Here is a 22,713-nt window from a genome sequence, read left to right on the forward strand (position 1 = left end):
GCATTAACCGTCCGCAAATCGCCGCGCGGATGTGCGGATCCTAGACCAGCCGTGACAACGTATGGCAGTTCCGGAAGGCGCTAAGTTCCCCATGCCGCCGCGGACTACAATCGCGCCCATGCTGATCGTCATTCCGGGCGCGTTGCCCGCCCTTCCCGTCGCCGCCGAACTGGCCAAGCTCCTGCCCGAGCGCGCGCCCACCCTGCACGGCTGGCTGCAGGCCGCGGCCGCCCGTCTGCAGGCTTACGACCTGCGCGCCCACGGCTGCACGGCCTTCGAATCCTGGCAACTTGCACGGGCGGGGTACACCGCCGAGCCCGGCCTGCTGCAAAGCGCGGGCCTCGGCCCGCTGCTGGCCGTAGAACAGTCCAGTGCCTCGCCGCAAGAGCCCGTCTGGCTCTGCGAACTGGTTCATCTTGCCCTGGGCGCGGACCAGGCCTCGTTGCTGGATCCCGCCTTGATGGACCTGACGGAATCCGAAACGGCCGCCCTGCTGGAGACCGCCCGCCCCCTCTTTGACGGCACCGGCTTCTCGGTCGAGCCGCTTTCGCCCCAGCGGTGGCGGCTGCGCCTGCCGGCGGACCTGCGCCCCCAGACGGCCAGCCCGGCAGCAGTGGCGGGAAAGCGCCTGAATGACTGGTGGCGCCAGGATGCAGAAGCGCGTCCGTGGCGGCGCCTGCTCAATGAGATCCAGATGGCGTGGCACGAACACCCCGTCAATGATGACCGGGCCGCGCGCGGCCTGCCGCCCGTGAACGCCCTGTGGCTGTATGGCGGCGGCACGCCCTGGACGGCGGCGCCCGCCAGCCCGGCCCAGGTGCTGACGGAACTGGACGCGCCGCAACGCGCCGGCGACTGGGCCGCCTGGCTCGACGCGCTGGCTGACCTGGACGCGCGCCATCTGCGCCCGCTGGCGGCCGCCAAAGGCCTGCCCGCCACGCCTATCGAACTGCTGCTGCTGGGCGATGACCGCCAGGCCGCCCTTGACCTGAAACCGCGCGGGGGCCTGCTCGGCATGCTGCCCGCGCCCAAGAAGAACTGGAGCGCCTGGTGGTCTCACCCCGCTTAACGATCCGTCCGGCCGACCTGGCCGCCTGCCACATCCTCGAATCCTCCGGCATCCATCCGCTGCTGGCCCGCCTGTGGGCCGCGCGCGGCGTGACCCATCCCGACCAGACCCGCCTCGCCTGGCCGTCCCTGCTGCCGCCGGCCGGCCTGACACACTCGGCGCACGCCGCCGCCGTCCTGGCCGACGCCATCCAGGCGGGCAAGAAGCTGCTGATCGTGGCCGACTACGATTGCGACGGCGCCACCGCCTGCGCGGTCGGCCTGCGCGCGCTGTCGGCCATGGGCGCGGATGTCGACTTCCTGGTGCCCAACCGGTTCGAAACCGGCTACGGCTTGTCGCCTGCCGTGGTCGAGCTGGCCTGCCGCCACCGCGCCGGCAAGCCCGACATCATCATCACCGTGGACAACGGTATCGCCAGCGTCGACGGCGTGGCCGCCGCCAATGCCGCCGGCATCGGCGTCGTCATCACCGATCACCACCTGCCGGGCGACACCCTGCCCGAGGCGCTGGCGATCGTGAATCCCAACCAGCCGGGCTGTGGCTTTCCGTCCAAGAATCTGGCCGGGGTGGGCGTCATCTTCTACATGATGCTGGCGCTGCGCGCCGAACTGCGCCGCCGCGGCGTGTATGCCCCCGACGGCGGCCCGCGCCTGGACGCGCTGTCCGACCTGGTTGCGCTGGGCACCGTGGCCGACGTGGTCAAGCTCGATGCCAACAACCGCCTGCTGGTCACGCAAGGCCTGCAGCGCATGCGCAGCGGCCGCCTGCAGCCGGGACTGCGCGCGCTCTTCGCCGTCGCCGGCCGCGAGCCGCGCAGCGCCAACGGCTTCGACCTCGGTTTCGCGCTGGGTCCGCGCATCAACGCCGCGGGCCGCCTGGCCGACATGAGCCTGGGCATCGCCTGCCTGACCACGGACGACGAGGCGCAGGCGCTGGAAATGGCGCGTGAATTGGACAACATCAACCGCGAACGCCGCACGATCGAAGCCGAGATGCGCGAGCAGGCGCTGGCCGCCATGGAAGCGCCCGACGCTGCCGCGGGCGCAACCGTCTGCGTGTTCGACCCGGGCTGGCACCAGGGCGTCGTGGGGCTGGTCGCCTCGCGCCTGAAGGAAAAATTCTGGCGTCCCACCCTGGCCTTCGCGCCCGCGGGCGACGACGAGATCCGCGGCTCCGGCCGATCGATCCCCGACGTGCACCTGCGCGACGCGCTGGACCTGGTGTCCAAGCGCCATCCCAACCTGATCCGCAAGTTCGGCGGCCACGCGATGGCAGCCGGCCTGACGTTGGGCAAGGCCGATTTCCCGGCCTTCGCCCCCGCCTTCGACGCTGCGGTGCGCGAACTCACCGGACGCGACACCTTCGAACCCATCATCGAAACCGACGGCTCGCTGGAAACCGGCTACGCCAACGCCGACGTGGCCGGCATGCTGCAACAGCAGGTGTGGGGTGCGGGCTTTGCCGCCCCCCTGTTCCTGGACGAATTCACCGTGCGCAACCAGCGGCTGGTCGGCGAAAAGCACCTGAAGCTGTCCCTGGAACGTGGCCACCAGCGCTTTGACGCCATCTGGTTCGGCCACGACCAGTCGCTGCCGGAACACATCCAGGCGGCGTACCGCCTGGAACAGAACGTGTGGAATGGGATGGTGTCGGTGCAACTGGTGATCGAACACGCCGGATAAGTGCGCGACGGTGTCTTATGAGACACCGTCCACCCGCAGCGCTACTTATTCACCAGCTTCGCCGGCTGCGCCAGCGCCACCAGCGCGCCCACCACCAGGCAGCCGCCCAGCATGTACAGCCCCGTATTCGTGGTGCCGGTCATGTCCTTCAGCCAGCCCACCAGATACGGGCTGACAAAGCCGGCCAGATTCCCCACCGAGTTGATCAGCGCAATGCCCGCAGCCGCCGCCGTGCCGCCGAGCAGCGCTGTCGGCAGGCTCCAGAACAGCGGCAGCACCGTGCAAATGCCAATGTTGGCCACGGTCAGCGCAAAAATCGCCAGCACCGTATTGCCGCTCCACAAGGCCGACAGGAACAGACCGACGGCGCCAAACAACGCGGGCAATGCCACGTGCCAGCGGCGCTCGCGCTGCCGGTCCGAATTGCGCGAGATCAAGATCATGCCGATCACGGCGAACAGGTTGGGCACTGCCGTCAGTAGACCGATCGCCAGCGGACTCTGCACACCGGTGTTCTTGATGAGGCTAGGCATCCAGAAGCCCACCCCATACAGACCCATCACGAACGAAAAGTAGATCAGCGCCATCGCCCACACCCGCGGCTTGGTCAACGCGGCGCGGATCGGCGGATCTTCCTTTTGCTGTTCCTCGGCCGCAATGTTGCGGATCAGCACGGCCTTTTCATTGGCCGTCAGCCACTTGGCCTTGTTGATGCGGTCATCCAGATAGATCAGCACCAGCACGCCGATCACCACCGACGGAATCCCTTCCAGCAGGAACAGCCACTGCCAGCCCGACAGACCGTGGTCGCCGTGAAAGGTCGCCATGATCCACCCGGAAATCGGGCCGCCGATGAGGCCGGACATAGGCACGGCGGTCATGAAGAACGTCGTGATGCGTCCGCGCCGGGCGGCCGGGTACCAATAGGTCAGATACAGGATGATGCCCGGGAAGAAGCCCGCCTCGGCCGCGCCCAGCAGGAATCGCAGCAGGTAGAACATATGCACGCTGGTCACGAACATCATGCACGCCGAGATGATGCCCCACGTGATCATGATCCGGGCGATCCAGATCCGCGCCCCCACCTTGTGCAGGATGATGTTGCTGGGAATCTCGAAGAGGAAGTAGCCGATGAAGAAAATACCGGCGCCCAGCCCATACACCGTTTCGCTAAATTGCAGTTCCTGCAGCATCTGCAGCTTGGCGAATCCCACGTTCACGCGGTCCAGGTACGCCACCACATAGCAGACCACCAGCAGCGGCACCAGCCGCCAGCCCACCTTGCGGTAAATCCGGTCCTCTTCGCTGGCGTCGAGCGCCGGCGAGAGCCCGGGGGGCATCGTGTTTTCCATCACTGTCTCCATTCCTCTGGCGGAATAGGCCGGCGCGGGCCGGCGTTGTCGCGGTCCGCGCCCCAAACGGGGACATCGCGGCCATCAGGCAAGGCTAGAGCCGTCGGGTTGACAAAAAACTGAACAACTGGAATTGCCCCCGCGTAACCCGGGAAACAGGACCCGCCACCCGTGCCCGCGATGAACGCCCGCGAACAGGCTCCATCCACGGTAAAATGCCAGGTTTCGCACAAAGTCATCAGGACAGGATCATCATGGAAGCCGAACGTCAGAACCAGCTCGCAGCCCGCCTCGCCGACTACGCGGAGCGCGAACAGGCTCTACGGAGGTATCTTTGACTACGATGCCAAATCTGAACGCCTCCAAGTCGTAAACGCCGAACTCGAAGACCCGGCCGTCTGGAACGACCCCAAGCACGCCCAGGATCTGGGCCGTGAAAAGAAATCGCTCGAGGACGTGGTGGAAACGCTCACGAGCCTGGGCGCCGGCGTGGCCGATTCCCAGGAACTCTTCGAAATGGCCGCCGCCGACGATGACGGCGACACGCTCGAAGCGATCGAACTGGACGCCGACGCCTTCCAGGAAAAGCTCGAAGCCCTGGAATTCCGCCGCATGTTCTCCAACCCGGCCGATCCCCTGAACTGCTTCCTGGACATCCAGGCGGGCGCGGGCGGCACGGAAGCGCAGGACTGGGCGTCGATGCTGCTGCGCCAATACCTCAAGTACGCCGAACGCAAGGGCTTCAAGGCCGAGATCCTTGAAGAATCCGATGGCGAAGTCGCGGGCATCAAGTCGGCCACGATCAAGATCGAGGGCGACTACGCCTTCGGCTACCTGCGCACCGAAACCGGCGTGCACCGCCTGGTCCGCAAGAGCCCCTTCGACTCCTCGGGCGGCCGTCACACGTCGTTTGCCAGCGTCTTCGTGTATCCGGAAGTGGACGATTCCTTCGAGGTTGAAGTGAACCCAGCCGACCTGCGCGTGGACACCTACCGTGCCTCGGGCGCGGGCGGTCAGCACATCAACAAGACCGACTCGGCCGTGCGCCTGACGCACATCCCGACGGGCATCGTCGTGCAGTGCCAGAACGACCGTTCGCAGCACCGCAACCGCGCCGAAGCCATGCAGATGCTGAAGTCCAAGCTCTACGAACTGGAAATGCGCAACCGCATGGCCGAGCAGCAGAAGCTGGAAGACTCCAAGACCGACGTGGGCTGGGGCCACCAGATCCGTTCGTACGTGCTGGACCAGAGCCGCATCAAGGACCTGCGCACGAACGTCGAAATCTCCAACACGCAGAAAGTGCTGGACGGCGACCTGGATCCCTTCATCCAGGCCAGCCTGAAGCAAAACGTCTAAGTTCCGCGATTCTTCCCGCTTTTACGCACCCAGAGGTCCACGAATGTCCGACACCATTGCTATTCTCACCGGCGCTTCGCGCGGCATCGGCGCCGCCATGGCGCGCGGCCTGGTCAAACCCGGCACCCGCCTGATTACCCTGGCGCGCCGCGAAGACCCCGAGCTCGCCGCCCACGCGCGCTCGCAGGATGTGCAGCTGGAACAACTGTCCGTGGACCTCTCGGACTTGAAAGCGGCCGAATCCGCGGCCGAACGCATCTGCGCCGCGCTGCCGCGCGACGCTAAGCGCTATTTGCTGATCAACAACGCGGGCACGGTGCATCCGGTGGCGCGCACCGACGAACTCACCGACGGCGCGGCCATCACCGCCGCCTTCAACCTGAACGTCACTGCCGTCATGCTGCTCACGGCGCGGTTCCTCGCCGCCGTCGCTGACATCAAGGCCGACCGCCGCATCCTGAACATCTCCTCCGGCGCGGGCCGCAATCCCAACGCCGGCTGGGGCGTGTACTGCGCCACCAAGGCCGCGCTCGACATGCACGCCCGCGTCGTCAAGCAGGAACAAGGCGCCGACGGCGCCCGCATCGTCGCGCTGGCCCCCGGCATCGTCGACACCGACATGCAGGCCGCCATCCGCGCAAGCGACCCCGAAAGCTTCCCCGCGCTGGCCAAGTTCCAGGACTTCCATGCCACCGGCAAGCTGTCCTCGCCCGCCAACGTAGCCTCCCGCATCCTCGCCTACCTGGATCGCGAAGATTTCGGCACGACCGAAATCGACGACATCCGCAATTACGACTGATCCCCCGACCATGACCGACCACTCGACCACTCCGGCACCCGCCCAGGATGAAAACCGCTTGATCGCCGAACGGCGTGCCAAGCTGGCCAAACTGCGCGAAGCCGGGGTCGCGTACCCCAACGATTTCGTCCCGGACGCCCGCGCCGCGGCCCTGCATGACAAGTACGACGGCCAGGAGCAGGAAGCCCTGGCCGCCGCCGCGGTCAACGTCAAGGTCGCCGGCCGCATGATGCTCAAGCGCGTCATGGGCAAGGCCAGCTTCGCCACGCTGCAGGACAGCACCGGCCGCATCCAGATCTACCTAGACCGCGGCACGCTCGGCGAAGACGTCTACGCCGCGTTCAAGCAGTGGGACATCGGCGACATCATCGCGATCGAAGGGTCGGTCTTCAAGACCAACAAGGGCGAACTGTCGGTGCACGCCGCCTCGGCGCGCCTCTTGTCCAAGTCGCTGCGCCCCCTGCCCGACAAGTTCCACGGCGTCGCCGACCAGGAACTGCGCTACCGCCAGCGCTATGTCGACCTCATCATGACCGACGCCACGCGCCGCACCTTTGAAGCGCGCAGCAAGGCCGTGGGCAGCATCCGCCAGTTCATGCTGAACGCGGGCTTCCTTGAGGTCGAAACGCCCATGCTGCACCCGATCCCAGGCGGCGCGGCGGCCAAGCCCTTCGTCACGCACCACAACGCGCTGGACATGGAAATGTTCCTGCGCATCGCGCCCGAGCTCTACCTCAAGCGCCTGATCGTCGGCGGCTTTGAACGCGTGTTCGAAGTCAACCGCAACTTCCGCAACGAAGGCGTGAGCCCGCGGCACAACCCCGAATTCACGATGATGGAGTTCTACGCAGCCTTCGCGGACTACCGCTGGCTCATGGACTTCACCGAAGAGCTGATCCGCCAGGCCGCCATCTCGGCCACCGGCAGCGCCGTCCTGACCTACCAGGAACGCGAGCTGGACCTGTCCAAGCCCTTCGACCGCCTGACCATCTGCGAAGCCATCCTCAAGTACACCGACGGCTACACCCAGGCCCAGCTCGACGATCCGGCCTTCGTGCGCGCCGAACTGAAAAAGCTGGGCGCCGACGCCGACGGCCCCGTGCTGTCGCGCGCCGGCCTGGGCGCGCTGCAACTGGCGCTCTTCGAAGAGACCGCCGAAGCCAAGCTCTGGAACCCCACCTACATCATCGACTACCCGGTCGAAGTCTCGCCGCTGGCGCGCGCCTCCGATACCCGAGAAGGCATCACCGAGCGCTTCGAGCTCTTCATGACCGGCCGCGAAATCGCCAACGGCTTCTCCGAGCTGAACGACCCCGAAGACCAGGCCGAGCGCTTCCGCTCGCAGGTCGAGGCCAAGGACGCCGGCGACGAGGAAGCCATGTTCTACGACGCGGACTACATCCGCGCCCTCGAATACGGCATGCCCCCGACGGGCGGCTGCGGCATCGGCATCGACCGCCTGGTCATGCTGCTGACCGACAGCCCCAGCATCCGCGACGTCATTCTCTTCCCGCACCTGCGCCGTGAAGACTGATCGTCGGCGCGCGTCATGATCTTCAAGATCCTGATGCTGCTGCTGGTCGTGGCGGGGCTGGTCTACTGGATCAAGCAACCCCGCCGCGTCCAGCCGGGCACGCCCTACCGGTCCGCCCCCGTGCGGCGGCCGGCGTTCATTGCCTTGTGCGTGGCCACCGCCATCTCGCTCATCGCCGCGATCCTGACCGCCCTGCTCTGGATGGGCGGCGTGGCTGGCGGCGTCACGGGCGGCGGTTATCACGGCGAAGCCGATTTCCTCTTGCCCGTCGCGGCCTCGCTGCTGGCGCTGTCGGTCGCCTGCGCCGTCGGCGCGTTCATCAAGCGGCGCGGCTAGGCTCCACGGGCCACCTGCCCGCCCCCGCGGGCAGCGCCGGCAACGCCGCCTGCAACATGGCGTCGATGAACGCGGCGGGGGCCAGCCGCCCGCCCGGCTTGTACCATTGCACCGTCAAATTCATCGCGCCCAGCACGCATCGCTTGATGACGCGCGCATCCCCCCGCAGCAACCCCGCCTGCACCGCCCCCGCCACCACGGACTGCCACATCGCCTCGTAGCGGTCGCTCAGCACCTTGACCGACGCCTGGCTCGGCGCCGACAGGCTGCGCCATTCGTACACCAGCGCGTTCATCGCATCCCCGCCCGCGCCGTGCAGCATGCTCCACATATGCACGCGAAACAGCGCCGCCAGCCGGTCTGCCGGCACGGCATAGCAGTCCAGAGCCTTCTCGCCCAGGTCGATCACCTCCTGGATACCGTTGTTCATCACGGCGACCAGAATCTCTTCCTTGCTACGGAAATGGTGGAACAGGCTGCCCGACTGCAACCCCACCGCCTTGGCCAGCTCACGCACCGTCGTGCGCTCATACCCGCGCTTGCTGAAGAGCCGGCCGGCCGCCAGGACCAATTCCTGGCGCCGCTGCGTCTCCGCGCCCTCGTCCCGCGACACAGCGGTCCCGGTCTTGTCCATGCAGGTCAAACCCTCTGGATGATGGTCGCGGTCGCCATGCCGTGCCCGATGCACATGAGCTGCATGCCCAACTCGCCTTCGGTCGCCTCCAGCCCCGCCAGCATCTTGGCCATCAGGCCTGCGCCCGTGGCGCCCAGCGGATGGCCGTGCGCAATCGCGCCGCCCCACGGATTCACGCGCGTCAGGTCCGCGCCCAGTTCGCGCTGCCAGGCCAGCACCACGCTTGCAAAGGCCTCGTTGATCTCGATCCAGTCGATGTCCTCCAGCGCCAGGCCCGCACGCGCCAACGCCTGCCGCGCCGCGGGGATCACGCCCGTCAGCTGCATCACGGGGTCCGAACCCACCACCACCCGCGCCAGGAAGCGCGCCCGGGGCCGCAAGCCATCGGCCAGCGCCGCGTCCTTGTCGCCCAGCAGCACCGCCGCCGCGCCATCGGCGAGCTGGCTGGCGTTGGCCGCCGTCACGCCGCCCTCTCCCGGCGCGCGCATCGCCGGCGCCATGGCCGCCATCCGGGCGGCGTCCGTCGTTTCGCGGATGCCTTCGTCGCGGCGCGCAGCTTGCGCCGGGCCCGGCAGCAGCTCGGCATGCAGCCCCGCGCTGGCCGCCGCCCACGCGCGCGCGTGACTCTCGCGCGCCCACGCGTCCATGTCGGCCTGCGACAGCCCCCATTGGCTGGCGATGCGCTCGGCGCTCTCGATCTGGTGAATCAGCGGATAACGCGCCAGCAACGCCGGGTTCAGCGATTCGAATCCCCGGAATTCGCTTTGGCCCAGCGTCACGTCCAGGAACATCGGCACGCGGCTCATGCTCTCGACGCCGCCGGCGACCACATAACGCATGTCGCCCGCGGCGATGGCCTGCGCGCCAAAATGCACGGCCTGCTGGCTGGACCCGCACATGCGGTTCAGCGCCACCCCCGGCACACGCTCGGGCAGCCCGGCCAGCATGGCGGCCAGCCTGCCGATGTTGGCGCCCTGCTCGCCCGCCTGGCTGACGCAGCCGGCGATCAGGTCCTCAACCTTGTCGCCCGGCAGGCCCGCGCGCGCCAGTAGCGCGTGCACGGTGTCCGCCAGCAGCGAGTCGGGCCGGGTCTCGGCCCACCATCCGCCGCGACGCCCGAACGGCGTGCGCACGGCTTCCAGGATCACGGCTTGGTTCATGCCGTCGTCTCCTCAACATAGAGCGATTCGATTTCGTTGGCGTAGGCGCGGTAGATGCTGGCGCGCCGCACCTTCATCGTTGCAGTCACTTCGCCATCGTCGTGGTCCAGTTCCTTGGTCAGCAGATGGAAACGCTTGATCTGCGAGACGGGCGCCAGCCCGGCGTTGGCGCGCGTGACCTCCTGCTGGACCAGTTCGCGCACCTGCAGGCATTCCGCCAGCGACCGGAAATGCGTGAACGCGATGCGGCGCGATTCGGCCCATTTGCCCACGGTGTCGAATTCCAGCTGGATCAACGCCGTCACGTACTTCCTGCCGTCGGCAATGACGATGCACTCTTTCACATACGGACTGCCCTTGACCGCGTTCTCGATCTCGGACGGCGTCAGGTTCTTGCCCCCCGCCGTGATCATGATGTCCTTGAGCCGGTCCACGATGCGCACGCGCCCGTCTTCCTGCGCCACGACGTCGCCCGTGTGCAGCCAGCCGTCACGCACGGTGTCCGCGGTCGCCTCCGGGTTCTTGTAGTAACCCTGGAACACCATGTCGCCACGCACCAGCAGTTCGCCGGATTCGCCGATGCGCCACGCCACACCCAGGATCGGCTCGCCCACCGTGCCCACCTTCACGCGGTCCGGATGCTGTCCGAAGATCATGCCCGCCGACTCCGTCAAGCCATACACCTCGATCAGCGGCACGCCCAGCGTGCGAAAGTAGCGCACCACGTCCGGCGGAATCGGCGCGGCGCCTGTCATTGCCACCCGCACACGACGCAGGCCAATGAAATTCTGCAGCGCGCGCAGCACCAGCCAGTACCACAGCCAATGCGTCAGCCGCTCGCCCACGCGATACTGCGCGGGGGACTTCTCCAGAAACGGCGCGCACTGTGCCAGCGCATTGCGGTACAGCCACTGCTGCAACCGGCCAGCCTCCTGCATCTTGATCGAGATCGCGGCGTGCAGTTTTTCCCAGATGCGGGGCACGCCCAGGAAAATCGTCGGCGCGACTTCGCGCAGGTCCTCCTGCACGGTGCGCAGCGACTCGCCAAAATTCACCTGCGTGCCCAGGTAGATGGGCACGAACGTGGACAGCATCTGCTCGGCAACGTGACACAGCGGCAGGTACGACAGGTGCACGCTGGACGCATCCATCGACAGGCGATCGGCGATGCCCGGCGCCACGCCGCGCATGTTGCGGTAGCTCAGCATCGCGCCCTTGGGCTTGCCGGTGGAACCCGACGTGTAGATCATCAGCCCGGTGTCGTCCAGGCGCTGCCCGTCCAGCATCGTATTCAGCGCGGCCAGCTCCACGGCTTCGCGCTGGCCGCCATCGGCCTCGACTTCGGCAAAGGTCACGATGCGCGCCCGATCCGCCGCACCATACGCGCGCAGACCCTTCGTTTCAATGACCACGATGCGGCGCAAATTCGGCAGCCGGTCCGCCACGTGCAGCACCTTGTCGGTCTGCTCCTGGTCTTCGCAGACCACCAGTTCGACGTCCGCATGCGCCAGCACGTAGCCCATTTCTTCGGCCGGGCTTGTGGAATAGACGCCTACCGCCACGCCCCCGGCCGCGCACGCCCCCATCTGCGTCAGCAGCCACTCCACCCTGTTGTCCGAGACGATCGCGACCCGCCCGCCCGCGCTAAGCCCCAGCGCGCGCAGTCCCAGCCCCACGCGGCATGCGCGCTGCCAGTACTGGTCCCAGGTCAGCGGCTTCCAGATGCCAAAGTCCTTCTGCCGGATGGCAACCGCCGACGGCTGGCGGCGCGCCTGCTCGCGCAGCATCTGCGGCAGCGTCAGTTCAGGCCAGGCGCCCGGATCCCTGTGCGCGTCCATCATGACAGCCAGCGCTTGCGGCGCTTGTAGTGCTTGATGTCGCGAAAGCCCCGGGCCTCGCCCGTTCCGCCCACGCCCAGATAGAACTCGCGCACGTCGGGATCCGCCGCCAGCTTGTCGGCCGAACCGTCGATCACCACCTTGCCCGTCTCCATGATGTAGCCGTAATGCGCCACCGCCAGCGCAACCGAAGCGTTCTGCTCCACCAGCAGCATCGACACCCCCTGTTCGATATTGATGCGCGCGATGATCGAAAAAATGCTCTCGACCAGCATGGGCGACAGGCCCAGCGATGGCTCGTCCAGCAGCATCAGCGTGGGCTGCGCAATCAGCGCGCGCCCGATGGCCAGCATCTGCTGTTCCCCGCCGGACAGATAACCTGCCAGTCCGCGCCGCCGCTCGAAAAGCCGCGGAAAGTAGCCGTAGACCAGATCGAAGTCCGCGCGCGCGGCGGGCCTTCCGGTCAGCGCATAGGTTGCCGCCACCAGGTTTTCTTCGACGGTCAGGTCTTCGAACACGCGGCGCCCTTCCATCACGTGCGCCAGGCCCGACCGCACCAGGTTCTGCGGCTTGATGCCCGCCGTGTCGCCGCCAGCGAACACGATCTGGCCACGCACCAGTTCCCCGTCCTCCAGGTCCAGCAGACCGGATACCGCCTTGAGCGTGGTGGATTTGCCAGCCCCGTTGCTGCCCAGCAGCGCGACGATGCTGCCGGCCGGCACCGACAGGGACAAGCCGCGCAGCACCTGCACCGCCTTGTTGTAGACGACCTCGATGTTGTTGATGTCGAGCACCGCCTTGGGCGGCGCGGCGGCGTTCATGCCTGAACGAACGCCCTGTCCTGCCACGTCCTGTCCCTGGTTCACGGCAGCCTCACTTGAGCACGATCCAGTCGGACGCCGGCACCATCTGCTTTTGCTTGACGTCCGCGCGATAGATCCGGCCCACCGGGATGGAGTTGCCCTTGATGGTGATCGGCACGCCGATCAGCCCGCCCGTATCGAAATCCTTGATGCCGTCCAGAGAGGCCTTCATGTTCGCGGCGGTCAGTTCCTTGCCCGCGTCCAGCGTGCGCTTGGCGACTTCCGAGAACAGCATGGCGGCCAGGAATCCCTGCATGTAGCCCGTGCTCTGGTACTGCGGCCGCATTTCGCGGATCTTCTTGAGCATCGGCGCGTCGGCGGCCTGGTCGTAGTAGTAGCGGTACGGCATCACGCCCATGAAGCCCTCGGCGTCCTCGCCCATCTGCATCACGGTCGAGTTGTCCATCGTCCAGAACGTGCCCATGTAGCGCGTCTTCAGGCCCATGCGCTTGCCCTGTCCCACAAACTCGGGAATCGGCGCCAGCACGTAGCCGTGGAAGATGGTGAAGTCAGGGTCGGCGCGGCGCAGCTTGATGACCTCGGTCGACACGTCCACGCTGCCCGGCGGCGTCATGATCTCGGTAGCCACCTTCAGGCCCAGCTTTTCGGCCACCGCGCGCGAACTGGCGATCGGATCACGTCCGAACTCCGTGTCCGAATACACGAACGCCACCTTGGCGCCCGGCTGCTCCTTGGCGATGTAGCGCAGCAGGATCCCGAACATCTCGGTGTAGTCGGGCCCCAGCATGAACTGGGCGGGATACTTCGCCGGATCGTTCAGCTCGGTCGCGAAGGACGCGCCCGTCATCAGGATGTCGCCCGTGCGGTTCAGCTCGGCATTGATGGTCTTGGAAAAGCCGGTCGAATCGCCGTAGTAGAAGTTGACCTTGTTCTGGCTGGTGATCTTCTTGAACGCCGCCACCGATGCATCCACCTTGTAGGCCGTGTCCTCGGGCACATAGCGCAGCTTGCGGCCCTTGATGCCGCCCTGGTCGTTGATGATCTTCACGTAGTCCGTGATCCCGGCATGGATGCCCTGCCCGGCAAAGGCAAACACGCCACTCAAGGGAATCGAGCCGCCCAGCACCAGGTCCTCGGCCGCCTGCGCCGCGGGCGCCGCCGCCAATGCCGCCGCCAGGCCCAACGGGGCCAACAACCTCGATAAACCGCTGCCTATCCGGATGCGCTTCATGGTTTGTCTCCTGGGTCTTATGGGTGGCCGCCGTCACGCCGCACGCATCGCGCTACGTACGGAAAGGCCAGAGGTGAAAGAATCGGCGCACGCGCCGCCAGATTTCCGCGAGCCCGTGCGGCTCGAAGATCAGAAAGCCCACGATCAGCAGGCCGAAAACGATGGTGCGCACCGGTGAGATCAGCCGCAGCGCATCGCCGCCCACGGGCAGCCAGCCGACAACAAGCTTCAGAAACTCCGGCACCATCGTCATGAAAAGCGCGCCCAGGATGGATCCCAGGATCGAGCCCATGCCGCCCACGATGATCGCCGCCAGAAAGAAGATCGACATGATGAGCGGAAAGCTCTCGGGCGTGACCACCCGGAAAAAATACGCCCACAGACCGCCCGCCACGCCGGCATAGAACGAGGACAGCCCGAACGACAGGAGCTTGTAGCGCAGCAGGCGGATACCCAGCACCTCGGCGGAAATGTCGCGGTCGCGGATTGCGATGAACGCGCGGCCGATGCGGGTGCGAAAAAGATTCGCCGCGCCCAGCACCATCAGCACGGTCACGGGCACGATCAGCCAATAGATCTTGAAGGACGTATCCAGGTCCAGCCCCAGGATGCGCGCGGGCGGCACCTGCAACCCCGAGGTACCGCCCGTGAATTGCCAGTTCGCGAAGATGAAGTGCGCGATGAACGACGCGGCAATCGTCGAGATCGCCAGGTACAGTCCCTTCACCCGCAGCGAGGGAATACCCACCAGCAGCCCACCCAACATCGCCACCACGCCGCCCGCCAGCAGATTCACCAGGACCGGCGTGCCCAGGTGCAGCTCCATGACTGCGACCGTGTACGCGCCAAGGCCCATGAACGCCGCCTGCCCCAGGCTGACCAATCCGGTGTAGCCGGTCAGGATGTTCAGCCCCGTCGCGCTGGCGATGTTGATCGCGACCAGGCACGCAAGATAAAGCCAATAGGCATTCGCCACGAAGGGAAACAGCACCAGCGAGGCCGCCAGCAGCGCCAGCCACACATGCTGCGTGCGCGTGTCGAAAAGCGCCTCGTCGGCCAGGTAGGTCTGTTTGGCGGTCGCGATACGCATGGATCAGAGCCTCTCGATTTCACGGGTGCCGAACAGGCCGTAGGGCCTGGCCATCAGCACGACGACCAGCACGACGAACGTGGCCAGCAGCTTGTACTCGCCGCCCAGATAGGCGCCCGCCCAGGCCTCCAGCAGGCCGATGAAGATGCCGCCGACCAGCGCGCCCGCGACGCTGTCCAGGCCACCGACGATCACCACGACCAGCACCGACAGCCCGAACACGCCCATCGACGACGAGATCCCGCCGATCGCGCCGACAATCACGCCGGACACCGCGGCGATGGCGCCCGCCGTCACCCAGGCCAGCGAAAACACGCGCGGCACATTGATGCCCATTGCATAGGCCGCGCCCTGGTCCGACGCCGTCGCACGCAGCGCCACGCCGCCGCGCCAGTAGCGAAACACCACCAGCACCAAAAGCGCCAGCACCACCGCCACCCAGAAGCCGTAGAACACCTTGGGTGCCACGAACGCCTCGCCCACCATGACTGGCGCGCGCGGCATGAACTCCGGCAGGCGCCGCTGGTCCGCCGTCCAGATAAGCTCGACCGCGCCGACCAGTATCGACGCCAGACCCACGGTAATCATGAAGACAGAGATCGGCGATTCGCCCAGCATCGGACGTATGGTCAGCCGCTCGACGACGGCGCCCAGCGCGCCCGACACCACGACCGCGCCCGCGATGGCCAGCCAGATTGGCCATTGCATCCCCGACGCGAACGCATAGAACACGTATGCGCCCAGCATCAGGAATTCGCCAATGGCGATGTTCACCACGCGGGTCGCTTTGTAGACGATCACAAACGCCAGCGCGGCCAACGCATACAGGCCGCCGCTGCCCAGTCCCGCCAGCGACACCTCCAGGAAGAACAGCCAGTCCATCAGGCCGCCTCCCGCAGCCGCCGCCGCAAATCGCCTACGTCGCCCGCGCCCAGATACGCCTTGATGACTTCCGGATTGGACTGCACCTGCGCCGGCGTGCCGTGGGCAATCACCTGCCCGAAGTTAAGCACCACGACGTGATCGGACAAGTCCATCACCATGCCCATGTCGTGCTCCACCATCAGCACCGTCACGCCCCACTCGGCGCGCGCATCCAGGATGAAGCGCGCCATGTCGTCGGTCTCTTCGCGGTTCATGCCCGCCACGGGCTCGTCCAGCATCAGCACCTTGGGCTGCATCGCCAGCGCCCGCGCCAGCTCAACCCGCTTTTGCAGCCCATACGACAGCGCCGCGACCGGCGCGTGGCGGATGTGATCGATCTCCAGGAAATCGATGATGCGTTCTTCGATGTCCGCCCGCAGCGCCATCTCCTCGCGGCGCGCGCGGCCCAGGTAAAAAAGCGCATCCAGCACATTGGTGCGCAGGTGCGCGTGGCGGCCCAGCTTGATGTTGTCCAGCACCGTCATGCCGCGAAACAGCGCAATGTTCTGGAAGCTGCGCGCCAGACCCAGCTTGGCGCGATCGGGCGCGTGCATGCGTGTGATGTCGCGGCCCTCGAAGTGGATCCGTCCCGCCGCGGGCTTGTAGAAACCGGAGATCGTGTTGAACAGCGAGGTCTTGCCGGCGCCATTAGGGCCGATGACCGTGGTGATGGAGCCCTGCTCCACGCGAAAGCCCACGTCGGTAAGCGCCTTGACGCCGCCAAACGCCAGCGTCACCCCATCGGCCTGCAACAAGGCAGGCCTGTCGGACTGATCCACCATTTGTCTCCCCGCTTTGATGCGAAGTTATTCTGCCGCCTGGGGCGGACATTTTTTACGACGGTGAACCTGGCGGCCCTGCGAGGCAGGAGATGCAACGAACCTGTCTTTACCTTCGCCAGTACAGCGCCGGAAAATCGTTCTATGCGTTACGCTAAGCGTGCTCAAAACCCAACCAAGCAAGCGCTTGGTTCAGAACATAGCATCGCGGTTTTTTGATCGACAGTTGGTATTTACCCGACAACGGAGACTCGCCATGACCCAGGAACCACCGAAGTTCCAGACGCTGTTGCTCGAGACCGACGGCCCCGTCGCCACGCTCACCCTCAATCGCGCGGACGCGCTCAACGCCATCGACGTGGCCATGGCGTGCGACCTGTTGCGCGCCGCGCAGTGGATCGAAACGTGCGACGCGGTGCGCGTCGTGCTGCTGCGCGGCACGGGCAAGGCATTCTGCGCGGGGGGAGACATCGGCATGTTCACGGGCGAACCCGACAAGGTACGCGCCACGCTGTCGGAACTGTTCACGCCGCTCAATGCATTCGTTGCGCGCATCCCGCGCATGGACAAAGTATGGCTCGCGCAGGTCCACGGCGTGGCGGCGGGCGCGGGCCTGTCGCTCGTCCTGGCCTGCGACCTCGCAATCGCCGATGCGGGCGCGCGCTTCATGACGGCCTACCTGAAGCTCGGCGCGACGCCCGATGCCGGCATGTCGCATGGCCTCATGCGCGCCGCCGGTCCCAAGCGCACACTGGATCTCCTCTTGCGTCATGACGCCTTCACGGCCGACGAGGCGCAGGCCTGGGGCATCATCACGCGCACCGCGCCTGCCAGCGAACTTGCTGCCGCGGGGCAAGCTTATGCCCAAGACATCGCCCGCCACGCGCCGCACGGCATTGCGGGCGCCAAGGCATTGCTGCGCAGCGCCGCGCACGCGCCGCTGGAAGCCCAGTTGGCCGAGGAAACGGCGCGCTTCCTGCAGTCGGCCGCACGCGCCGATTTCGCCGAAGGCGTGGCGGCGTTCCGCGAAAAGCGGCCGCCCCGCTTTACCGGCCAATAGCGTTAGCCCGTTTCGCCGACGCTTGCCCAGTCGGGCGCCCGCTTCTGCACGAAGGCGCTCAAGCCTTCGCGCGCCTCTGGCGTGGCCGCGGCGTTGCAGAACACTTCCACCGCCGTGGCCACCCGGCGCCGATACTCGTTGTCGTTGCTGTACACGAACGCGCGCCGGCCCATCGCCAGGACCTCCGGCGGCTTCTGCGCCAGCGACCGCGCCAGCGTGCGCGCCTCGTCCAGCAGTCCGGCCTCGGCAGCGACACGCGACACCAGCCCCATCGCCTGCGCCTCGCCTGCACTGAACGTGCGGCCGGTAAAGAGCAGATCGAACGCCCGATGCTTGCCCACCACCGCCGGCAGATGCACGTAATGAATGGCGGGCAGCACGCCCACGTCGATCTCCGGGTAGCCAAACGTCGCGCTGTCGGCGGCCACGATCATGTCGCTGGAAATCGCCACCGTCATGCCGCCGCCGCGCACGGCCCCAGACACCACCGAAATCGATGGTTTGGTCAGGTTGAACTGCGCGTCATACAGCTTGATGTAGAGCCGGGTCAGCAACTCCCGCACACCCGCGGGCGTGCTTTGCAGCAGCTGCTTCATGTCCAGCCCGGCGCAGAATCGCCCGGGCAGGCTGCTGGCCAGCAGCACCGCCCGCACGCCCGCATCCGCATTCGCCTTTTCCAGCGCACCAATCAGCGCGTCCAGCACACCCACGTCCAGCGCGTTGACGGGCGCATGGCATAGATGGATTTCCGCAATGCCATCGCGGACTTCGTAACGCACCGGATTCATGCCGTTCCTTTATCGAAGGGGTGCTGCTGCACGCTGCCACTGACCAGCATCGCGGCAATCTCGCTTGCCTCAAAGCCCAGCTCCGCCAGGATTTCACGGCTGTGCTCGCCCAACATCGGCGCGGGCCGCGCGGCCTTGCGCGGCTGCCGCCCAAAACGCACGGGCAGCCCTATATTGCGCACTTCGCCTAGCGCCGGATGCTCGGTCGTCACGATCAGTTCGCGCGCCGCGACCTGCGGATGCGCCAACGCCTGGTCCAGCGTATGGATCGCCGAACACGCGATTCCCTTTGGTTTTAGCAATGCCAGCCATTGCGCCACCGACCGCGTTTCGATGCGCGACTGCACCAGGGCGACGGTCGCATCAAAGTTGCGGACTCGCTCGGCATTGGTCGCAAACGCCGGATCGTTCACATATTCCTGCAACCCCGCCGCCGCGCAGAAGCGCTGCCACTGCGCGTCATTGCCCACACCCAGCATGAGGTCGCCATCGGACGCGCGAAACGCCTGATACGGACACATGGCGGGATGGCCCGTGCCCATCCGGCGCGGCACCTTCCCCGTGCGCCAATAATTCTGCGCCATGTAAGACATCAGCCCCAGCGACGTATCCAGCAGCGACACATCCAGGTATTGCCCCTTGCCCGTCTGCCCGCGCTCGAGCAGCGCCGCCAGAATGCCGCTCAGCGCAAACGATCCCGTGCCCAGATCCACCGGCGAAAAGCTGGCGCGCGCAAAATTGCCATCCGGCTCGCCCATCGTGCTGATCATGCCGCTGAAGGCCTGCAGCATGACGTCGTAGCCCGGCTCGTCGCCCATCGGCCCTTCACGGCCGTAGCCCGAGATCTCGCAGTACACGAGACGCGGATTGAGGCGGCTCAGCGTCTCGTAATCGACGCCCAGGCGCGCTGCGGTCTTGCCGCCAAACCCCTGCAGCACGACATCGGCCTGGCCGGCCAGGCGATGGACCACCGCCCGCCCCGCTTCGGTCTTCAGGTCCACCGCGAGGCTGCGCTTGTTGTGATTGACCGCCAGGAACGTGGCGGACTCGCCGGCCTCCTGCGGCAGCCACGCACGCGTGTCGTCGCCGGTGCCCACCGGCTCGACCTTGATCACGCGCGCCCCCAGCTCGCCCAGATACTGCCCGCACAACGGTCCGGCCAGCACCTTGCTCAGATCCAGGACCGTGATGTTCTTCAATGGCGTCATGCGATGCCTGCCTTCCATGTTCACTGCTCCGCCTTCAACCCGATCGTCTTCGCCGCCTGCGTCCATTGCGCGGTTTCCTGCTTGAAGAACTCGTCCAGCTTGGCCGGCGCCACCTGAAAGGCCTCCGCGCCCCGCTCCTGCATGGCCTGGCGGTAAGCGTCGCTGGCCACCACCTTCGCGACCGCGGCACGCAGTTTCTGCACCACGTCATCCGGCGTGCCGGAGGGCGTCTGCAGCGCGAACCAGAATTTCAGATCCAGGGCGGGATAGCCCGCCTCCTGCAGCGTCGGCACATCCGGCAACAGCGGCGAACGCGCCGCCGACGTGATCGCCAACGCCTTGAGCCGGCCGCCTTGCACTTGGCCGATGCTGGTGGACATGCTGTCGAACAGAAAGTCGACCTGACCGCCGATCACGTCCGTCACGGCGTTGGCGCTGCCTTTGTAAGCCACGCCCACGGCCTGAAAATTGGCCAGTTTCTGCAGCGAGGCGCCATACACGTGCGGCGAGCTGCCCGGACCAAACGTGGCGTAGCTCAAGCCCTGCGGCGCGCGGCGCCCGCGCTCCACCAGTTCGGCCAGCGTCTTGACGGGCGTGCGCTCGGGGTTGACGACCAGCAGGTTCGGCATGGCGCCCGTCGTGCCAACCGGCACGAAATCCTTGGCCGGATGCATCTTCGCGCTGGGATACATCAACGGATTGATGGCCTGCATGGCCACCGTGTTGTGCATGAGCGTGTAACCGTCGGCCGGGCCATTGAGCACGCTTTGATAGCCCACGTTTCCGCTCGCGCCCGGCTTGTTCTGCACGATGACCTGCTGCCCCAGCTCGCGTGCCAGCGGCTCGGCCACCAGGCGTGCGATGAAATCGGTGGGCCCGCCTGCGGAAAACGGCACGACCAGCGTGATGGGCTTGGCGGGCCAGGCATCTGCAAACGCGGGGGCCGACAGCGCCGCCGAAGCAAGGCAGGCAGCGAATAGTTTGTTGAGCGTCATGTTGTCTCCTGTGATTTTTTCTTGGATGACGCTCATTATGGAAAGCGGATTGATATATTAGAAATACCGTTTAAATATGCAGGCCATAACCAAAACATGATGGCCCGCACCGTCCGGAGCCCTCTCATGTCCATGTCCATCCGTGCGATGCAGTGCTTTGTCGCCGTGGTTTCAACGGGTTCGATCAGCCGTGCGGCCGCCGCGTTGCACGTAGCCCAACCGGCGCTCAGCCTGCTGATCCGCAACCTCGAGGAAGATCTGGGCGTCGTGCTGCTGCATCGCAGCGCGCGTGGCGTCACGCCGACCGCCGCCGGTTCACGGCTGCTGGCGCATGCGCGCGAGATCCTTGGCCGCATCGACGCGGCGCGCGCGGACGTGCGCGAAGACATCAACGCCCCTCGCGGAACGGTATCGCTGGCAATGTCGATGTCGATGGCCAAGTTGCTGACCGTGCCGCTCCTGCGCTTTTCCCTCGCCCAATGGCCGGGCGTCTATCTGAAGATCATCGAATCCAGCACCGGCTACATTCCGGGCTTTGTCAGCTCGGGGCACGCCGACCTGGGGCTCACGTTCAGCGACGAGGCGTCGGTCGACCTTCGATTTCAGCATCTGATCGACGAAGAGCTGGTCGTGGTGTCGCCGCCCGCGGCAAAGCGCGGCAAGCGCGCGGCATCGGATCTCGTTGGGCTACCGTCCATCACCCTGCGCGCGTTGTCGGCGCTGCCGCTGGTGTTGCCAGGCAATCCGCATAGCCTGCGCCGGCTGCTCGATCAATACCAGCAGCGCGAACAGGTGCAATTTCGCATCATTGCCGAGGCCAACGCCATTCCGCAGCTCATCGAGCTGGCGCAGGCCGGCGTTGCCAGTACGATCCTGTCCTACGAGGCCGTCCGCCAGGAAGCCGCGCGCGGCCAGGTCGTGCTGCGCCGGATCGCCAAGCCCAGGCTGACGCGTCCGGTCTTTCTGTGCCGTTCGGATGTCTTGCCGCTGTCGATGGCGGCAGCGGCCGTCGCGGACCGCGTCGCTCGCATCATCACCGGCGCTGGCCCGGCCGCGACGCGCGCGTAGCGGTCAGATGCCGCGCTTTTCGACGGCTTGCGCCCAGCGGCGCGCGACGGAGGGAGACGTGGCGCAGGTGGCGGACTCGGTCACCACGCGCACCGCGCGTTCCAGCAACTGGATGTCGGCCTCGTGCTGGCGCGCGACGTGGGGGTCTTCGAAGAAGATGACGCGCTGGCATTGGTGCTCCAGCACCAATTCGGCAATCTGCGCATCGCCGCCCAGCGGGCCGCTGAGGTAACGGTGAACCCACGGCGTATCCTTGGGCCAGCCGCGCGACCAGGCCAGCTCGTTCAGGCGGCCGCCGGTCGTGCCCGTGGCCACGCGCCGCGCAAACCGGGACAGCACATCGAAGTGCTCGCTGGCGAAGGCCACCATTTCGTCCTTGAGCGCATCGTGGGCGATCATCGCCAGCGTCTGGCCGGAGAAATTGAAATGGCGCGACACGGACGCGTCCGGCGCCAGCCCCGCATGGATGCGTTCGACCTCCATCCACTCGATGGCGCCGGCCAGCGTCGAAATGAAAGGCCGGCCATGCGTGATGCACTGCCGCTTGAGCGCAAGCGCTTCCGGAAAAATCGAGGACGGATCCACGGGATCGATCAGGTAGATCGCGCCGTCGAACGGCGCCTGGCCATCGCGGCCTTCGGTCACGCGCGCCACCAGCTTCATCAGACCGCCCTCGCGGCCGTACGGGTAGCGGATCAGGCCGGCGTAACCCTGCAGCATGCCCTCGCGCACGATCGCATCATGGGTGCGCCCCACCGTGTGCAACTGCACGCCCAGCTCGCGGATGGTGGACGAGCACGAACGCAGCCAGGTGAACAAGGCGGCGTCGGGGGTTTCGTGGTGCAAACGATTGGCGGCCAGGCCAAAACGCAGTTGGGCAGCGGGCATCGGTAGACTCGGCTGGAAAGGACAACAAACGGATCCCCGATGATACCGTGGCCTGCGCGACGCCGGCATGTCAAAGACGGCGGCAGACCATCTCC

The 22,713-nt window shown here is 66.4% G+C and carries 21 protein-coding genes; 8 read left to right on the plus strand and 13 right to left on the minus strand.

The window, feature by feature from the left end:
• The first annotated feature begins 118 nt into the window (after positions 1–118).
• Both H4P35_RS15515 and recJ read left to right on the plus strand, forming a co-directional pair.
• Positions 119–1,069 carry a hypothetical protein gene (locus H4P35_RS15515; protein WP_226846181.1) on the plus strand — a complete coding sequence of 317 codons (951 nt, stop codon included), beginning with the start codon at positions 119–121 and terminating at the stop codon, positions 1,067–1,069.
• Positions 1,051–2,751 carry a single-stranded-DNA-specific exonuclease RecJ gene (recJ, locus tag H4P35_RS15520; RefSeq protein ID WP_180098489.1) on the plus strand — a complete coding sequence of 567 codons (1,701 nt, stop codon included), beginning with the start codon at positions 1,051–1,053 and terminating at the stop codon, positions 2,749–2,751. The genes H4P35_RS15515 and recJ overlap by 19 nt, the downstream gene beginning before the upstream one ends.
• A 41-nt stretch (positions 2,752–2,792) precedes the next feature.
• Here the strand turns inward: recJ and H4P35_RS15525 are convergent, their stop codons facing one another.
• A complete protein-coding gene (locus H4P35_RS15525; RefSeq protein ID WP_226846182.1) occupies positions 2,793–4,103 on the minus strand; it encodes an MFS transporter in 1,311 nt (436 codons plus the stop codon).
• A 254-nt stretch (positions 4,104–4,357) separates the two neighbouring features.
• Here H4P35_RS15525 and prfB point away from each other — a divergent pair.
• The 4 genes from prfB to H4P35_RS15545 all read left to right on the plus strand — a co-directional run bounded on the left by prfB (position 4,358) and on the right by H4P35_RS15545 (position 8,131).
• Positions 4,358–5,462, plus strand: a protein-coding gene (gene prfB, locus H4P35_RS15530; protein ID WP_226846183.1) for a peptide chain release factor 2 whose coding sequence is annotated in 2 segments (ribosomal slippage) — positions 4,358–4,438 and positions 4,440–5,462 — 1,104 coding nt in all. Because the reading frame shifts where the segments join, the coding sequence is not laid out codon by codon here.
• A gap of 43 nt (positions 5,463–5,505) precedes the next feature.
• Entirely contained in the window at positions 5,506–6,261 is a 756-nt protein-coding gene (locus tag H4P35_RS15535; protein WP_128828489.1) for an SDR family oxidoreductase, read from the plus strand.
• Positions 6,262–6,271: 10 nt separating this feature from the next.
• Positions 6,272–7,795: a lysine--tRNA ligase gene (lysS, locus tag H4P35_RS15540; protein WP_056318923.1), complete on the plus strand. Its 1,524-nt coding sequence runs from the start codon at positions 6,272–6,274 to the stop codon at positions 7,793–7,795.
• Between the two features lie 15 nt (positions 7,796–7,810).
• Positions 7,811–8,131, plus strand: a complete 321-nt coding sequence (locus H4P35_RS15545) for a preprotein translocase subunit TatB (protein ID WP_142054757.1) — start codon at positions 7,811–7,813, stop codon at positions 8,129–8,131.
• On the opposite strand, the gene H4P35_RS15550 is transcribed toward H4P35_RS15545, so the two are convergent.
• The 8 genes from H4P35_RS15550 to H4P35_RS15585 are packed head-to-tail and all read right to left on the minus strand — an operon-like array spanning position 8,115 to position 16,614.
• A complete protein-coding gene (locus H4P35_RS15550) occupies positions 8,115–8,765 on the minus strand; it encodes a TetR/AcrR family transcriptional regulator (RefSeq protein WP_152384749.1) in 651 nt (216 codons plus the stop codon). The genes H4P35_RS15545 and H4P35_RS15550 overlap by 17 nt on opposite strands.
• Positions 8,766–8,770: 5 nt before the next feature.
• Positions 8,771–9,925: a thiolase family protein gene (locus H4P35_RS15555; protein WP_226846184.1), complete on the minus strand. Its 1,155-nt coding sequence runs from the start codon at positions 9,923–9,925 to the stop codon at positions 8,771–8,773.
• Positions 9,922–11,766 carry a long-chain fatty acid--CoA ligase gene (locus tag H4P35_RS15560; protein WP_226846185.1) on the minus strand — a complete coding sequence of 615 codons (1,845 nt, stop codon included), beginning with the start codon at positions 11,764–11,766 and terminating at the stop codon, positions 9,922–9,924. Before H4P35_RS15560 ends, H4P35_RS15555 begins: the two co-directional genes overlap by 4 nt.
• A complete protein-coding gene (locus tag H4P35_RS15565) occupies positions 11,763–12,584 on the minus strand; it encodes an ABC transporter ATP-binding protein (RefSeq protein WP_056318911.1) in 822 nt (273 codons plus the stop codon). The genes H4P35_RS15560 and H4P35_RS15565 overlap by 4 nt, the downstream gene beginning before the upstream one ends.
• Positions 12,585–12,636: 52 nt before the next feature.
• A complete protein-coding gene (locus H4P35_RS15570) occupies positions 12,637–13,818 on the minus strand; it encodes an ABC transporter substrate-binding protein (RefSeq protein ID WP_056318909.1) in 1,182 nt (393 codons plus the stop codon).
• Positions 13,819–13,870: 52 nt separating this feature from the next.
• Positions 13,871–14,908 carry a branched-chain amino acid ABC transporter permease gene (locus H4P35_RS15575; RefSeq protein WP_142054751.1) on the minus strand — a complete coding sequence of 346 codons (1,038 nt, stop codon included), beginning with the start codon at positions 14,906–14,908 and terminating at the stop codon, positions 13,871–13,873.
• A 3-nt stretch (positions 14,909–14,911) separates the two neighbouring features.
• On the minus strand, positions 14,912–15,790 hold the full coding sequence (locus tag H4P35_RS15580) for a branched-chain amino acid ABC transporter permease (protein ID WP_180098485.1): 879 nt from the start codon (positions 15,788–15,790) through the stop codon (positions 14,912–14,914).
• Positions 15,790–16,614: an ABC transporter ATP-binding protein gene (locus H4P35_RS15585; RefSeq protein ID WP_056318900.1), complete on the minus strand. Its 825-nt coding sequence runs from the start codon at positions 16,612–16,614 to the stop codon at positions 15,790–15,792. Before H4P35_RS15585 ends, H4P35_RS15580 begins: the two co-directional genes overlap by 1 nt.
• Before the next feature lie 253 nt (positions 16,615–16,867).
• On the opposite strand from H4P35_RS15585, the gene H4P35_RS15590 reads away from it, so the two are divergent.
• The gene (locus H4P35_RS15590) at positions 16,868–17,671 is read left to right on the plus strand and encodes an enoyl-CoA hydratase/isomerase family protein (RefSeq protein WP_226846186.1); all 804 of its coding nucleotides are present in this window, start codon (positions 16,868–16,870) and stop codon (positions 17,669–17,671) included.
• Between the two features lie 2 nt (positions 17,672–17,673).
• On the opposite strand, the gene H4P35_RS15595 is transcribed toward H4P35_RS15590, so the two are convergent.
• From H4P35_RS15595 to H4P35_RS15605, 3 genes are read right to left on the minus strand one after another with little or no spacing between them, the layout of a single operon-like run.
• Positions 17,674–18,459, minus strand: coding sequence for an enoyl-CoA hydratase/isomerase family protein (locus H4P35_RS15595; protein WP_226846187.1), 786 nt, complete (start codon positions 18,457–18,459; stop codon positions 17,674–17,676).
• Positions 18,456–19,667, minus strand: a complete 1,212-nt coding sequence (locus H4P35_RS15600) for a CaiB/BaiF CoA-transferase family protein (RefSeq protein ID WP_180098820.1) — start codon at positions 19,665–19,667, stop codon at positions 18,456–18,458. Before H4P35_RS15600 ends, H4P35_RS15595 begins: the two co-directional genes overlap by 4 nt.
• 20 nt (positions 19,668–19,687) lie before the next feature.
• Positions 19,688–20,662, minus strand: a complete 975-nt coding sequence (locus H4P35_RS15605; RefSeq protein ID WP_180098482.1) for a tripartite tricarboxylate transporter substrate binding protein — start codon at positions 20,660–20,662, stop codon at positions 19,688–19,690.
• 126 nt (positions 20,663–20,788) lie between these two features.
• Between H4P35_RS15605 and H4P35_RS15610 the strand changes: the two genes are divergently transcribed.
• Positions 20,789–21,730, plus strand: a complete 942-nt coding sequence (locus H4P35_RS15610; RefSeq protein ID WP_226846188.1) for a LysR family transcriptional regulator — start codon at positions 20,789–20,791, stop codon at positions 21,728–21,730.
• A gap of 3 nt (positions 21,731–21,733) precedes the next feature.
• On the opposite strand, the gene H4P35_RS15615 is transcribed toward H4P35_RS15610, so the two are convergent.
• The gene (locus tag H4P35_RS15615; protein ID WP_226846189.1) at positions 21,734–22,618 is read right to left on the minus strand and encodes a methylglyoxal synthase; all 885 of its coding nucleotides are present in this window, start codon (positions 22,616–22,618) and stop codon (positions 21,734–21,736) included.
• Positions 22,619–22,713: the final 95 nt, after the last annotated feature.

Source organism: Achromobacter sp. 77 (genome assembly GCF_020541125.1).
In the GTDB taxonomy this organism is placed as follows: Bacteria; Pseudomonadota; Gammaproteobacteria; order Burkholderiales; family Burkholderiaceae_B; genus Achromobacter; species Achromobacter mucicolens.